Below are 14,392 nucleotides of genomic sequence, written 5' to 3' on the forward strand. Positions count from 1 at the left end.
ACTCTTTAACTCTGTCTGAATTCACTACACCATTATAGCAGCAGCGACAAATCGCTCCTAATACCAATTGTATTAATACGCCTTGATATAGCTAATTTGGTAATTGATGTGCTGAAAACAAAAAACCCCGCCTAAGCGGGGTTTTTTAGTATTTAATACCGATTACTCAGCAACGATGCTAACGTATTTACGGTTTAAAGGACCTTTCTGCTCAAAAACAACTTTACCGTCTGCTTTTGCGAAGATTGTGTGGTCTTTACCGATACCTGCGTTAGAACCAGCGTGGAACTTAGTACCACGTTGACGAACGATGATGCTACCCGCTAGAACTGATTCGCCACCAAAACGTTTAACACCTAAGCGTTTACTTTCTGAATCGCGACCGTTACGAGTACTACCAGCTGCCTTCTTATGTGCCATCTTTCTGTACCTCTAAAAATTAAGCGCTAATGCCAGTGATTTTAACTTCAGTGAACCACTGACGGTGGCCCATCTGCTTACGAGAATGCTTACGACGTCTAAACTTAACAATCTTAATCTTCTCGCCACGACCGTGAGATACAACTTCAGCTGTAATTTTACCACCGTTAACAAACGGTGCACCGATCTCGATCTTTTCACCATCAGCAATTAGAAGTACTGAATCAAATTCAACTGCTGCACCAGTTTCAACGTTTAGCTTTTCTAAACGAATTGTTTGACCTTCAGTCACACGGTGCTGTTTACCACCACTTTGGAAAACCGCGTACATAATTAACTCCGTCTGTGCGCCCTCAAATCGACGCAACTTAATATTCTTCAATAGGGCGCGAAGTTTACGCTAATGCGTATCTTGGCGCAAGAGTAAATTTGAAGAAAGTGAATAAAATTTAGCTCGTATGAGGGCAATCAAATATTTTCCCCTATTCTAGTCAAAAAAATGTCAAAGCCAAGCTCTTTTTTCTCTCAATTCATCAGACAAAAGGCGAATCTATAGTTTACCTAATACAGTGCCAAATGAGATTTTACTGTACCTATTTCACTCATTACGAGACCATTAAAAGCACAAAAAGTAAGCATAAAAACGTTTTTTTATAAGCAACTACGACAATTTATCGAGTCGATGATTTTTTTGTAGTACAATCGCCAAGTTTATTCATTTTCGGTTAATAGATTGGCTCGGAGCGCAATGGATATAAAAACTATCCAAAATTTGGTTGAGCAAGATATGCTTGACGTCAACCAACTTATACATCAACAAATGCAATCTGATGTTGCACTTGTAAAACAGCTAGGTTTATACATTGTAAATAGCGGAGGAAAACGCATCCGCCCAATGTTAGCCCTTTTGGCTGCACGAGCATTAGGTTACGAAGGTGATAAACACATCACACTAGCGACAATTGTAGAGTTTATTCACACAGCAACCTTACTCCACGATGACGTGGTTGATGAGTCATTACTGCGCCGTGGAGAACCGACTGCAAATGCTGAATTTGGAAATGCGGCAAGCGTATTGGTCGGTGACTTTATCTACACTCGTTCATTCCAGTTGATGGTTGGTCTTGGTAATATGGAAGTCATGCAGATCCTAGCGGATGCAACCAATATTATCGCTGAGGGCGAAGTGTTACAGCTAATGAATTGTAATGACCCAGATACAACTGAAAAGAGTTATATGCAGGTTATCTACAGCAAAACGGCAAAGCTTTTTGAAGCTGCAACTTTACTACCCGCTGTAGTGTTAGAGCAATCAGACGAAATTAAAACTGCGCTTAAGCTTTACGGTATGCATTTAGGCACAGCCTTCCAACTTGTAGACGATATTCTTGACTACAGTGCTAACGCAGAATTGCTGGGTAAGAATATTGGTGATGATCTCGCCGAGGGTAAACCTACGCTTCCGCTTATTTATGCAATGCAGCATGCAACTGCTCAGCAAACAGCTCAGATCAGAACAGCAATAGAAAGTGGTAATGGACTTGATTATCTTGAAGATATTTTAGCAACACTAGCCGAGACCAAAGCACTTGACTTCACGATGGCTAAAGCCCAAGAAGAAGCCCAAAAAGCGATTGCACAATTGAGCATTTTACCTGACTCAGTGCACAAAGAAGCACTGATAGGACTTGCTAAACTTTCTGTGGATAGAGAGTATTAATCGTCCCCTTGCCAGTTTATAAGCTATAAAAAGGTCGCTGATGCGACCTTTATTTTTCTGGTGGCCTGTAGCCTTCAATTTCGACTTCTTTATCTTCAAACAAAAAGCCGACCATCTGCTCTTCAAGCATTTGCCTGTGCTCAGGATCCATCATATTAAGATGCTTTTCGTTAATTAGCATGGTTTGCTTGTGTTGCCATTGCTTCCAAGCTTCTTTGGAGATGTTATTAAATATACGTTCACCAACTTCTCCTGGATACAGTTGAAAATCCAGTCCAGGCGCTTCCTTTTGCAACTTTTGACAAAATACCGTACGTGCCATGAGTATCTACCTCTTCAATTTTAATCGTGCACTCAATGAGAGTCAGCACCAGTGATAGCGTCAGTTTACCCTATTGCGGTTAATACTTTAACCAACTTTTTAGTCGGCGCAGCGAGCCCAACCTCTGGCGGGTTATGAGTATCGAACCACAGCAATTGCTGATCATGCACACACTCTGGCATACTTTTTACTTCCACAACCACGGGGGTAATAGTTAACTCAAAATGCGTAAAAATATGCACAAAGGGTTCAAGTGTATTTGTACATTCAAGTTTAAGTTCTTGCTGCTTAATAAACGCGTCTAACTCATCTTGCTCTACAAACTCAAAAAAGCCGAATAACCCCCCCCATATTCCACTCGAAGGGCGCTTCTCCATCAAAACTTTATCACCACATTTAATTATTAAGTGGTGAGTACGCTTTTTTGGTTTCTCTTTTTTGGGTTTAGGGTTTGGAAACTCTTTAATCCGATTATTTTTGAACGCCGAACATTCCTCAACAAGTGGGCAAACATCACAGTTTGGTTTACTTCTGGTACATACGCCTGAACCTAAATCCATCATAGCCTGATTAAACGCTCTTACATCACCGCTTGGTGTGACGGCATCACTCAAAGACCATAACTGATTTTCGACCTTTTTTACTCCGTACCAGCCCTCAACCATATAAAACCGAGCTAGGACTCGCTTAACATTACCATCGAGTATTGGATGATGCTGACCAAGCGCAAGAGAGAGTATCGCACCTGCGGTAGAGCGACCAATGCCCGGTAAGTCCATCACCGCTTCTAATGTTTGTGGGAATTCACCCTTATAGCTATCTCTGATCACTTTTGCAGCTTTATGAAGATTTCTTGCTCTGGCGTAATAACCAAGCCCAGTCCAATGGTGTAACACTTCATCTTCCGGTGCATCGGCCAATGCAATTACTGTTGGGAAGCGCGCCATAAAGCGCTCAAAATAAGGAATAACTGTGGTTACTTGAGTCTGCTGTAACATCACCTCAGAAATCCATACTTTATACGGTGTTTTTCCGAGTTGCCACGGCAGTGTTTTTCTACCATGAAGGTGATACCAAGACACAACTTGCTCACCAAACCACTTAGCTTGTTGCTGGCTAACTTTCATAAACTTGACTAGTACTTGCTACAAAAGCCGCCAGTGTAATCACAATTGCTTTAATAGTCACCACGTAAAATTTCACTCTATACTTGTTTATTGCCAACTGAATGACGATAATGTGCGACCATTTTCACGAGCATAGAAATGACCATGAACGAATCAAGCAAAAGTGCGCTCGAACAGGCGCAGGAAGAAGGCAAGTACATCAGAAAAGTGCGTAGCTTTGTTAAGCGTGAAGGACGTCTTACTAAAGGCCAAGCAGCATCGCTAGAAAAATGCTGGCCAACAATGGGACTGGAGCACCAACAAGGTTTGCTGGACTTTACAGAAGTATTTGGTAACAGCAATGAAGTCGTTCTTGAGATTGGATTTGGGATGGGCAAGTCTCTCGTTGAGATGGCAAAAAATAACCCACAACAAAACTTTATTGGCATAGAAGTACACCGTCCAGGTGTAGGTGCTTGTTTGATGGATGCAGATGAGCAAGGCATCACTAACTTACGTGTTTTTGAACACGATGCAGTTGAAATTTTAGCGGATTGTATCGCTGATGGCAGCCTTGCTAAATTACAGCTATTCTTCCCTGATCCATGGCATAAAAAGCGTCACCACAAACGTCGCATTGTACAACTTGAATTTGCTGAGAAAATACGCCAAAAGCTTAAAGTAGGTGGCGTGTTCCATATGGCAACTGACTGGGAAAACTATGCCGAGCATATGCTTGAAGTGATGAGTGCAGCACCTGGTTATAAAAACCAGTCGCAAAGCAATGATTATGTTCCTCGTCCAGACTTTAGACCGCTTACTAAGTTTGAGCAGCGAGGCCATCGTTTAGGACATGGCGTTTGGGACTTAATGTTCGAGCGTATTAGCTAAACAACCCCCTCTCTATAATGAAGCAGCTCAACAGGCTGCTTCATCGTCCATCTATTTGAGTACATTCACTAGGAGCTAGCGTTGCAGTTTACCAACCCAAGTTTATTACTACTTCGTAATGAAGAAGAGCTTATTGCCAACAATATTCTGGTCATTAACCATCAGCGCGATGGCTTCCTATGTGAATTAAAAGCGCTTAATCCAAGTTCGGCAATTCATGCGTTTAGTTTCGATTTTGCAGACCACCTTCACGCCGATAAAATCGCCGACGTTAAAAGCTATGTAGACCATCAACTACCGCAGTTGCAAGATATTGATTTAGTTATTTATTATTACCCTAAATCAAAACCTGAAGCGCAAATGGTATTTGATAACATCCGTCACTTGAGCACGGCTGAAACTAGGTTACTCGTTGTTGGCGAAAACAAAAGTGGGGTGAAAAGTGCAGAAAAGCAACTTAAAGAGCACGCTGCACACTGTTATAAATTAGAAAGCGCAAAACACTGCATTTTATATGAGTTTGATCAGCTTACTGCCAACCCAAGCTTTGACGTAAGCCATTATGTACAGACATTTTCAGTGCGTATCGCCAAGACAGAGTTTACTGCCGCAAGTTTGCCAGGTGTATTTAATCATGGGAAGCTCGACGCTGGTACTCAATTATTGCTAGAAAATGTCACTCTTCCCTATAAAGGTAAAGTGTTAGATTTTGGCTGTGGTGCTGGACTTATAGCCTGCTACGCCTTATTGAACAGCCCAACTCTTAAGTTTACCTGTTTGGATGTCAATGCGCTTGCGCTGTTTGCCACGCAGCAGACTTTAGCTTTAAACAACCTCAGTGCAACTTTGCTACTTAGTGACGGTTTAAGTGAATTGAACGGTAAATTCAACCTTATTTTGAGCAACCCACCTTTTCATACAGGCCTTTCAACAGACTATGATATCGCTGAGCAATTTCTACATAACATCAAGCGTCATATGGATACCAAGTCTAATATTCAGCTAGTTGCAAACAGCTTCTTAAAATACCCACCTATTTTAGAAGCTCAGTTTGAACAGTTTGAAATTGTCACTAAAAACACTAAATTCGCCATCTATAAAGCGCAGTAGTTTACTAACTCTAAGGTTTACTTGCTTATATCAAGTAAACCTTAACTCAAACCCACCTTTTATCTTTTCATTTTCAAAGATTTGCTCTACTTTATTATAATGAGTTATTGGATCTCAAAAGCTCTGTAGCCGCAGCTAAGGCTGATCATACAGCTGGAATAAGAATGAGTAAGCAATTAACCAAAACAAGCATAAGAAAAGTATTGATCAGCGCAGTGATGCTTGTAACCGCGCTGTGCCTCTCTTTATCCATATCTATTTCCACTTACCTTGATGTAAAAGAGCAAAAACAACTGATCATCAATAAAATAGAGATGATAGCCGACATCGTTGCGTTCAATTCTCAGATCACAATTTTATTCGATGATCGAAAAACTGAAGATGCACGTCTAAAGTCTTTTCAACAAGTGGATATCATCAAAAACATCCATATCTATGCCATGGATGACGTAACCAACAGTCCTGTATTTTTTACCAGTTACAACGCCAGTCGAACACCACCAGTACCGCTAAAGGTTAATCAAATTGAAGAGTTAAAAACCCCGAAGGTCTCAGAAGACTACATTGAATTGATTAAACCTGTAATTTATGAGGGGAATATTGAAGGTTATGTTTATGTCCGCGGTGGCTTAGAAAGGCTCTCAAACTATATAAATAAAAAAATCTTGGTAGATATCGCGCTCACCTTATTCGTACTCCTCCTCGTATTGCTAGTTTCAAGGGGGATCCAAAAGCGTATAGCGACGCCAATTGAAGGACTCTCAGCACTATTGCAGGACGTTTCAAAAAATCATAATTACAGTGCAAGAGCGCCTGGCAGCAATATTTCTGAACTAAACGTATTAGCAAATAACTTAAATATCATGTTAGCTCGCACCGAAAATCAACTTGAGCGTCATAAAGCGGATAAACAAGAGATAAAACAGCTCAACCAGAGCTTGGAAGAAAAAGTGAATCAACGCACAATTGCGCTGAGAGAGGCTAACCAAGAACTGCTGAACGCTTTAGAGCGTATGCATCAATACCAGAACCAAATCATTGAGAACGAGAAAATGGCTTCGCTGGGGCAAATGGTGGCAGGTGTTGCCCACGAGGTAAATACCCCTATCGGTTTGGGTATCACAGGCTCTACGTTGTTAAGAGACAAATTATCCGATATTCGCGAAGCGTTTCAAACAAAGTCTCTGACCTCCAAGCAGTTAGAGCGCTTTGTTAACGATGGAATTGAAAATCTTGATCTTATCTACCGCAACCTAAACCGAGCGGCTGAGCTGGTTTCTAGCTTTAAGCGCCTGGCAGTAAGCCAGGATCTAGAAGTGAACTCACGAATAGATTTGTCAAACCTGCTTACTGAAGTCGTAGCATCTATGCGAGCTGAACTCTCCACAAAACAACCTGAAGTGACTATTGACTGTGACTCTGGACTTGCAATCGAAAGTAAAGCTGGACCATTACAACAAGTATTAGAGCAGCTTATATCCAACTCCTTACTCCATGGTTTTAAAGATCAACAAAACAATAGCATTGCAATTACTGTGAAACCATCAATGGGACAACTTGCTATTGAATATGCAGACAACGGAATGGGTGTACCCAAAGCAATTAAAAAGCGCATCTTCGATCCGTTTGTCACAACGCGTAGAGGTGAAGGAGGAAGCGGCCTAGGTATGCATTTGGTTTATAACCTAGTAACCCAAGCACTTGGAGGCTCGATCACTTTAGATGAAGAATTTAGCCAAGGTGCTAAATTTATTATAGCTCTTCCTCTGTCGGGTAATCTAAAATGAGGTTGATTAATCTAGTTATTTTGCTTTTATTTGTCTCCTTAAATACAACTGCAAAATCACCAGATCAGGTTCGCTCTGCTTTTCTCTATCAGATGGCAAAATTCGTCGAGTTTCCCGACGAAAACACAAAAACCAGTATTCAATTTTGCTTCTATTCACTTGAATCAGGGCCTGCTGCTGAACTAAAAAGTGCAACAAAGCTAAATGTGCGAGGCAAACCCATTGAGCTCGTAGAAGCAAAAAAAACGTGGAGTTATAGGGAACTTTCCAGCGCTTGCGATATCACATACATTGATGAAACTAGCGAAAATGATATACTGTCCACTTGGACCGATACAATAGAGTCAAACATGTTGACCGTGGGCGAAAGTATTGAGTTTTTAGAAAGAGGCGGGATTGCTTCTTTGGTCCAAGAAGGGAGCAAAATTCGACTGTATATAAATAAGCAAGCACTAGAAAAACAGTACTTCATCGTGCGCTCAAGGCTGCTTGCCGTATCCAAGTTTCATCCCAACTGATTTTACTTGTTAACAATTGGATAAGCTCCTATAATCTTAAATATTCGGATTTATTATATAAGTCCGGACACATTGTAAATTATATATTCCGAAAAGGTTAATTAATAATGCAAACGCCAGTCATTCTAATTGTAGAGGATGAAGACGTAACTCGACTGAACCTCGTTAGTTTATTTGAAGCGGAAGGTTACAAAGTAATCGAAGCCATTGATGGCGATGACATGCATGACAAGTTGACATCAAATGATGATGTAAACCTTGTAATCATGGATATCAACCTTCCTGGTAAAAATGGTTTAATTTTGGCGCGTGAATTACGCCAGAAGAAAAACATCGGCCTTATTTTCCTAACAGGTCGTGACAATGATGTTGACCGCATTCTTGGTCTTGAGATTGGTGCTGATGATTACATCACAAAACCATTTAACCCGCGTGAATTAACGATTCGTGCTCGCAACCTAATCTCTCGTACAGGCACGTCTGCAGAAGAGTCAACAATTGATAGCAACGGCGTTATTACTTTTAATGGTTGGGAGTTAGATGAAAACAGTCGCTGTTTAACATCTCCAACAGGCGATTCAAAGCGTCTACCAAAAGGTGAATATCGTGCACTTCGTCTAATGCTAGATTCGCCGGGCCGCATTTTTAGCCGTGAGCAGCTTATCAAGCACATGACTGGTCGTGAACTTCGCGCAAACGACCGTACTGTTGACGTTACTATTCGTCGTATTCGTAAGCATTTCGAAACTGATAACAATACGCCTGAATTAATTAGTACAATTCACGGTGAAGGTTACCGTTTCATTGGTAAACTCGACGCTCAATAATCGTTTTTACTGATCTTCAGCGAGTTTTGCAATTAATGGATGAAGGGCTTCTTGCCCTTCTTCTATTTTTGCCTCTAACTCAGAAACCCAATTCAATAGTGTCTCTTCCTCTTTGCCTTCTGATTCTAATTCCATTTTCTTCGCTTGTAATTGGGCAAGTTGCAGCCCTACCGAACCAGCAGCACCTTTAACTTTATGTGCAACCGCACCATATTCCTCGATATCATTTTGTGCAACAGCCTCTCTGAGCTCTTGACAGTACTTAGGACTGAGCTTAGTAAATAGGTCACAGCTTCTTTGGAATGCAGCAGCCCCCATAGACTCAACAAAGTCGCAAATGGTCTCGATATCTAAATCGGAGTACTCAGGTTGTGATAACGCTTCTCGAATATCGATACTTTGTTTGTTTTTCTGTGCCTCAATTCCAAATAACTCAGCGAGCATTTTGTCGAGCTTAGTAGTATTTATTGGTTTGGCCAAAGCTCCCTGAACATTAATCCCCTCAAGCTCTTGCTCGGCGCTTCTGACGTTTGCGGTTAAGGCAACTATTGGTAAGTGATCAAAGTGGCTGTCTTCTCTTATTTGACGCGCAACAACATCACCATTGATATCTGGTAGCTGCATATCCAGAAGAATGAGATCTAGGTCATCTTCAGTTTCAACAAACGAAAGAGCGTCCTCGCCAGTTTCAGCCCAGATAACTTCATGCCCTCGCTGTTCTAATAGATTTGTTGCAATTTCAGCGTTTAACGGCACATCCTCAACAAGTAAAATGTACAAGCTTCTACCAGCGTAACTTTGTTCTTTCGGTGCATTACATAGCTGTAACGGGATCTCAACATCAAAACGACTCCCCTTACCTTCTTGACTAGTAACCGCTATCGTTCCTTTCATAGCCTGAACTAAAGCTTTAGTAACCGCAAGGCCAATGCCCGAGCCAATCGCATTGCTGCCCGATGCATCTGGAGCCTTGTAATACATCTCAAAGATCCGTTCAAGCTGATCTTCGGATATTCCCATACCTGTATCTATAACGCTAATTGTCAGCCATGGCCCATCATCTCGATTCTCGCGGCGGCATTCCAGCGTCACATTCCCCTTGTGGGTAAACTTCACTGCATTATTAATTAGATTCCAGAGTACCTGACGTAGACGTGTCGGATCGAGTAACGCATAAACGTCTAAGATTCCGGAACGATTGATAGTAAATTCTAAGCCCTTTTGATCAGCAATTAGACCTGCAAAGTTGACTACATCATTTATAAAATCAGAGACATTGATACTGTCCGTTGCTATATCTAGCTGCTCCCTATCAATTTTATCTAAATCAATGATGTCGTTAAAAATATTGCCAAGCGTCTCCGCGCTTGAAAACACGGTATTACACCAGCTTTTTTGTTGCGCAGTCAGATCGGTGTCTAACATCATGCGCGTCAGACCAACAATACCATTGAGCGGAGTTCTTAATTCATGACTTAGCGTAGCAATAAACTTACCTTTATCCTTATACGCAGTTTCTAACGCCTGCTCGGCTTCTTTACGACTAGTAATATCACGACCAAAGGCCAACAAGCCTATATACTCGCCTTTATCATTGATAAATGGCAGCTTGCGCATTTCAAACCAACGAGGTTCGCCTTCAACAGGATACTCTACGTCAAGTGTTAATGGTTGCTGTGTTTCTGATACCTGGCTATCTGTTTCAAGTACTTTTGGAAGATATTGCTCTGAATATATTTGTTCGACTGATTTACCAATTAGTTCTTCACTGCTTTTGCCCATCACTAATTCGAACATTTTGTTACAGCCTGCGAATACACCGTTTTCATCGCGGTAATAGAACAGATCAGGAGATGAATCAACAATGCTTCGCAGTAACATACCCTGCTGTGCAAGTTCTTGTTGGGTCTTTTTACGTTCTGCAATTTCTTTTCTTAATTCATCTATCGCGCGGTGTTTAGCATGCAGAGCAATTTTACGCTCGTCAATCTCACTATTTAAACGATTAATATTGTCCTTCAGCGTTTGGTTCAGCATCTTTTCTTGTTGTGTTGCCGACTCCAAATAGGCCTTGGATGAATGTACCTCCCGCATTGCCGCGACGGACATCATGATAAGAGCGGGCGCAATGACAGCGGTTAAGAAAAAGAGTGCCGATATATCGACAATTTCAACTACACCTAATGCAACATAGTAAAACATGCAAGATAGAATAACTGCAACGAAGAGCGTAAAAGCATAAGCGATGGCAAACGCCCGCTTGTTACCGTATCTTTCTACCAAGTTTGATAAAATTCGAGCCCATGAGCCAAACGAATTTTCTGTCATATTATTACTTCACCATTGTTAAACACTTGTCAGGCAAGTTTATATTCTACCGCTTGAGCCTGACTGAATTGCTTTTCAAGCCCTCAAAGTAAATATTATACAAAAGCCCTAGTAATAAGCGAGTATAGAAATTACAGGGCCAGATCATTCACTCATTTTCATACACACTAAGCAGAACGATAGATAACAGAAATGAGACTCTGTATCACTAAATGCACAAATCATCTAATTTAGTGTGGATAGATTTAAGCTCACCATCCCAACTTAATCTGATTTCGTGTAATATGCCCGTTTTTTAAGTCGTGAGAAAAGAGAGCGTCGATGCAAAATAACATGCCAGACATTGCACACAGTGCTAGTGCGTTACAAACAGGAACTTTAGACTGGGTAGGCATGGGTAACATAGAGTTGCCTTTAGTATTAGAAAGCAAAGGCCTAAATCAAGTTACTGTTACAGCCAAAGCCGATGCATTTGTTAATTTGCAAAAAGAAGACGCAAAAGGCATTCACATGTCACGCCTCTTTCTTGCCCTTGATACGCTTTCTTGTGAGCAAGTACTTACACCTAAAACTCTAAAGCAGTTGTTAGATAACTTTTTAAGTACGCATAGCGACTTAAGTACAGGTGCAAAAGTAACCCTGCAGTTTGAATTGCCTATCAGACGCCCTTCGCTTTTAAGTAAAAAAATGGGATGGAAATCATACCCAATTACCCTTGATGCGACGTTGATAAACGGTATTTACAAGCTAGAACTGGCGCTTGACGTTGCTTACTCATCGACTTGCCCCTGTTCGGCAGCATTGTCTCGTCAACTGATCCAAAACGCTTTCCAACAAGCTTTTGATGGCAAACAATTAGATTTCCATAGTGTGCATAACTGGCTAGGTAGCACAGAGGGGATCGTTGCAACACCCCACTCTCAGCGCTCGATTGCAAATATAAAAGTTAAGCTTACGAATAATAGTACTGAATTTGAGATTTTGGATCTGATCGAGTTGGTTGAAAATGAGTTGAAAACTCCCGTTCAAGCCGCAGTAAAACGAGAAGATGAACAAGAGTTTGCGCGCCTAAATGGCCAAAACCTAATGTTTTGTGAAGATGCAGCTAGAAAGTTAAAAGCATTGCTAAACCAGCAAACTTATTTAGATTTCTATGTGAAGATAAACCATTACGAATCTCTTCATGCTCATGATGCAGTAGCCTATGCCGTGAAAGGGGTTGAAGACGGCTACAGTGTTTAATTAATGCAATTGGTATTAGGTCCGCTCCGTTTACTACTATTATTAATCAGAGCTAGATAGCTCTGATTAATCTCCCCCATACACAACGAGGTAAGTGCTGTATTACTTTAAGCTATCTACTCAACGGTGGGCACTGTTTAATTTTCGAATAAACTGCTCGACAAGCACCTCTTGATTTTCTAAAGCCTGCTCTGTGTTTTTCATCGTTTCATGCGTTTTACGCGCACTTTTCATAGACTCATCCGCAAGACCCGAAATTGTCACAGCATTTGCGTTAAGCTCATTAGAAACACTCGACATCTCTTCTGTCGATGTCGCAATTTGATAGTTCAAACCTGATATTTCATTGACTATTGTGTTGATCGTTTCAAGGCTCACTTTAGTACCTTCTGCCTTTACTACACATTCAGAGGAGCGCTCTACTCCACTTTGAATGGCAGTAACCGCCCGTTCTGCTCGCTGCCTCAGATCGGCAATAATACCATTAATCTCGGCTGTCGAATCTTGTGTCCTTTGCGCAAGCGCTCTCACCTCATCAGCAACAACCGCAAATCCTCTACCTTGTTCACCTGCACGAGCAGCCTCTATAGCGGCATTTAAAGCAAGTAAGTTGGTTTGCTCGGAGATCCCACGGATCACGTCAACAACCCCTTCGATGTTAACTGTTTGCGCATTAAGATCTTCTATATCTTTTTGCGTGCGAGATAACTCTTCCGATAAGGCATAATTATTTTCCATATTGTCATCAACGGCTTTGTTGCCTTTCACAACGGATTCAAGCGCCGCTTCGGATTGCTGCGCTGCATTGTTAGTATTAGAGGCGATTTCACCAATCGACACCGACATCTGATTAATGGCTGTTGCTAAGGAGCCGGTTTGCGCTTGCTGTCGATTTAAAATATCAGAACTCGTTTTGCATTCTTGCATCGTTTTGGTTGCGTACTCTGAAACGGTGGCGCTAGCATCTTTAACACGCCCAAGCACAGCCCGAAGCTCGGATTCTCTAGCGAGTAAAGCAAGCTCTATAGAAGCGACATCATTAACCTTATTAAGATACACTTTTTGCATCAGAGGGTTATCGTATACTTTTTTTGCCTTTTCGCTGAGCGACCGCACCGGAGCAAGGCGAGAATAAGTAATAAATAATACAGCAAGAGTAAGCAGAGTTTCAGCGAGGTAATTCCAAGGTGATGATAAAGTTGAGATCAACATGGTTAGGGCATAGAAAACAATGATTATTGCCATCATTTGAGCTGACAAAGACCAAGAGGCACGAGTAAATTTACTTGGTGACACACCATTATTTAAATCAGTGTAGATTTCCTCTGCACGGTTAACGACCTCCCGGCTCGGCTTTGTCCTCACTGATTGATATTCGACAGTCTTACCAGATGCATCTTTAATAGGAGTGACAAAAGCATTAACCCAATAGTGATCGCCATTCTTGCAGCGGTTTTTAACCATTCCCATCCAAGGTTTGCCCGCTTCGATATAATCCCATAGGTTCTTGAAAGCGGCTTTAGGCATTGTTGGATGCCTAACGATATTATGGGGCTTCCCCTCTAACTCACTAAGTGAAAACCCTGCAACTTCACAAAACTGCGAATTCGCATATTTTATCTGACCTTTTACGTTTGTCGTTGAAAGTAGATTGTAAGAACTTGGATAATCATTCTCTTTTCCTGTGTAATCAGCTCTACCTTTTGTCATAGCTCGCTCTCGATTAAAAAGGGCAATAGATAATAAATTATTACTTTCTTAAAAATCGTAAGAAATTTCACCGAAAGACTGATTGAGATCATAGTGAAATATGATTTGATACCAATTTACACAATTAAGTGTTCTATTTTGAAGGATCAAGTATTAAGAAAAATTGGTATGAATACTTAACGAACAACAGAAAGTTAATATAAAAGCTAGCAGAGTTCTGAGCTTAAACAACTAAGAAAGGTAAATATAAATATCAATAAGATGAGGAATAGAATATGGAAAGTAAGTGGCGTCCCCTAGGGGATTCGAACCCCTGTTACCGCCGTGAAAGGGCGGTGTCCTAGGCCTCTAGACGAAGGGGACACAGATGTGTCACTAGGACTTTATTTAGCTGTTTATTCTCTTGCTAAC

Annotated in this window: 13 protein-coding genes and 1 tRNA gene; 7 read left to right on the forward strand and 7 right to left on the reverse strand. The window is 41.2% G+C overall.

The annotated features are described in order from the left end of the window. Positions 1-162: 162 nt before the first annotated feature. Both rpmA and rplU read right to left on the reverse strand, forming a co-directional pair. On the reverse strand, positions 163-420 hold the full coding sequence (gene rpmA / locus BB427_RS19950) for a 50S ribosomal protein L27 (protein ID WP_010374578.1): 258 nt from the start codon (positions 418-420) through the stop codon (positions 163-165). 19 nt (positions 421-439) lie between these two features. Beyond that, on the reverse strand, positions 440-751 hold the full coding sequence (gene rplU, locus BB427_RS19955; RefSeq protein WP_010374575.1) for a 50S ribosomal protein L21: 312 nt from the start codon (positions 749-751) through the stop codon (positions 440-442). A 417-nt stretch (positions 752-1,168) separates the two neighbouring features. On the opposite strand from rplU, the gene ispB reads away from it, so the two are divergent. After that, the gene (ispB, locus tag BB427_RS19960; RefSeq protein ID WP_017216541.1) at positions 1,169-2,140 is read left to right on the forward strand and encodes an octaprenyl diphosphate synthase; all 972 of its coding nucleotides are present in this window, start codon (positions 1,169-1,171) and stop codon (positions 2,138-2,140) included. Between the two features lie 49 nt (positions 2,141-2,189). Here the strand turns inward: ispB and BB427_RS19965 are convergent, their stop codons facing one another. Together BB427_RS19965 and mutY are read right to left on the reverse strand one after the other, a co-directional pair. Then, on the reverse strand, positions 2,190-2,462 hold the full coding sequence (locus BB427_RS19965) for an oxidative damage protection protein (protein WP_069022789.1): 273 nt from the start codon (positions 2,460-2,462) through the stop codon (positions 2,190-2,192). 65 nt (positions 2,463-2,527) lie between these two features. Then, complete coding sequence (mutY, locus tag BB427_RS19970) at positions 2,528-3,589, reverse strand: A/G-specific adenine glycosylase (protein ID WP_069022790.1); 1,062 nt, start codon at positions 3,587-3,589, stop codon at positions 2,528-2,530. Positions 3,590-3,733: 144 nt separating this feature from the next. On the opposite strand from mutY, the gene trmB reads away from it, so the two are divergent. From trmB to arcA, 5 genes are all read left to right on the forward strand, one after another. Beyond that, positions 3,734-4,459: a tRNA (guanosine(46)-N7)-methyltransferase TrmB gene (gene trmB, locus BB427_RS19975; RefSeq protein ID WP_017216543.1), complete on the forward strand. Its 726-nt coding sequence runs from the start codon at positions 3,734-3,736 to the stop codon at positions 4,457-4,459. An 81-nt stretch (positions 4,460-4,540) separates the two neighbouring features. Continuing rightward, positions 4,541-5,569 carry a methyltransferase gene (locus BB427_RS19980; protein ID WP_069022792.1) on the forward strand — a complete coding sequence of 343 codons (1,029 nt, stop codon included), beginning with the start codon at positions 4,541-4,543 and terminating at the stop codon, positions 5,567-5,569. A gap of 164 nt (positions 5,570-5,733) precedes the next feature. Next, positions 5,734-7,356 (forward strand): sensor histidine kinase, encoded by a 1,623-nt coding sequence (locus BB427_RS19985; protein WP_069022794.1) that lies wholly within the window; start codon positions 5,734-5,736, stop codon positions 7,354-7,356. After that, positions 7,353-7,874 carry a YfiR family protein gene (locus BB427_RS19990; protein WP_069022796.1) on the forward strand — a complete coding sequence of 174 codons (522 nt, stop codon included), beginning with the start codon at positions 7,353-7,355 and terminating at the stop codon, positions 7,872-7,874. The genes BB427_RS19985 and BB427_RS19990 overlap by 4 nt, the downstream gene beginning before the upstream one ends. A gap of 107 nt (positions 7,875-7,981) precedes the next feature. Next, a complete protein-coding gene (gene arcA / locus BB427_RS19995; protein ID WP_010379411.1) occupies positions 7,982-8,701 on the forward strand; it encodes a two-component system response regulator ArcA in 720 nt (239 codons plus the stop codon). A gap of 6 nt (positions 8,702-8,707) precedes the next feature. Here arcA and arcB read toward each other — a convergent pair whose 3' ends face one another. After that, positions 8,708-11,029 carry an aerobic respiration two-component sensor histidine kinase ArcB gene (arcB, locus tag BB427_RS20000; RefSeq protein ID WP_039491425.1) on the reverse strand — a complete coding sequence of 774 codons (2,322 nt, stop codon included), beginning with the start codon at positions 11,027-11,029 and terminating at the stop codon, positions 8,708-8,710. 321 nt (positions 11,030-11,350) lie between these two features. Between arcB and folE2 the strand changes: the two genes are divergently transcribed. Beyond that, entirely contained in the window at positions 11,351-12,271 is a 921-nt protein-coding gene (folE2, locus tag BB427_RS20005) for a GTP cyclohydrolase FolE2 (RefSeq protein ID WP_045988247.1), read from the forward strand. Between the two features lie 120 nt (positions 12,272-12,391). Here folE2 and BB427_RS20010 read toward each other — a convergent pair whose 3' ends face one another. Both BB427_RS20010 and BB427_RS20015 read right to left on the reverse strand, forming a co-directional pair. Next, the gene (locus tag BB427_RS20010; protein ID WP_069022798.1) at positions 12,392-13,981 is read right to left on the reverse strand and encodes a methyl-accepting chemotaxis protein; all 1,590 of its coding nucleotides are present in this window, start codon (positions 13,979-13,981) and stop codon (positions 12,392-12,394) included. Between the two features lie 287 nt (positions 13,982-14,268). Further along, positions 14,269-14,344, reverse strand: a tRNA-Glu gene (locus BB427_RS20015). Positions 14,345-14,392: the final 48 nt, after the last annotated feature.

Origin of the sequence: Pseudoalteromonas sp. BMB, from assembly GCF_001709235.1 — a bacterium.
In the GTDB taxonomy this organism is placed as follows: Bacteria; Pseudomonadota; Gammaproteobacteria; order Enterobacterales; family Alteromonadaceae; genus Pseudoalteromonas; species Pseudoalteromonas maricaloris.

Bases quoted from the DNA above. Each gene is read 5' to 3' on its own strand.
- rpmA (WP_010374578.1), bottom strand. From the start codon at position 420: ATGGCACATAAGAAGGCAGCTGGTAGTACTCGTAACGGTCGCGATTCA.
- arcB (WP_039491425.1), bottom strand. From the start codon at position 11,029: ATGACAGAAAATTCGTTTGGCTCATGGGCTCGAATTTTATCAAACTTG.
- BB427_RS20010 (WP_069022798.1), bottom strand. From the start codon at position 13,981: ATGACAAAAGGTAGAGCTGATTACACAGGAAAAGAGAATGATTATCCA.
- trmB (WP_017216543.1), top strand. From the start codon at position 3,734: ATGAACGAATCAAGCAAAAGTGCGCTCGAACAGGCGCAGGAAGAAGGC.
- folE2 (WP_045988247.1), top strand. From the start codon at position 11,351: ATGCAAAATAACATGCCAGACATTGCACACAGTGCTAGTGCGTTACAA.
- BB427_RS19965 (WP_069022789.1), bottom strand. From the start codon at position 2,462: ATGGCACGTACGGTATTTTGTCAAAAGTTGCAAAAGGAAGCGCCTGGA.
- BB427_RS19985 (WP_069022794.1), top strand. From the start codon at position 5,734: ATGAGTAAGCAATTAACCAAAACAAGCATAAGAAAAGTATTGATCAGC.
- BB427_RS19990 (WP_069022796.1), top strand. From the start codon at position 7,353: ATGAGGTTGATTAATCTAGTTATTTTGCTTTTATTTGTCTCCTTAAAT.
- mutY (WP_069022790.1), bottom strand. From the start codon at position 3,589: ATGAAAGTTAGCCAGCAACAAGCTAAGTGGTTTGGTGAGCAAGTTGTG.
- rplU (WP_010374575.1), bottom strand. From the start codon at position 751: ATGTACGCGGTTTTCCAAAGTGGTGGTAAACAGCACCGTGTGACTGAA.
- ispB (WP_017216541.1), top strand. From the start codon at position 1,169: ATGGATATAAAAACTATCCAAAATTTGGTTGAGCAAGATATGCTTGAC.
- arcA (WP_010379411.1), top strand. From the start codon at position 7,982: ATGCAAACGCCAGTCATTCTAATTGTAGAGGATGAAGACGTAACTCGA.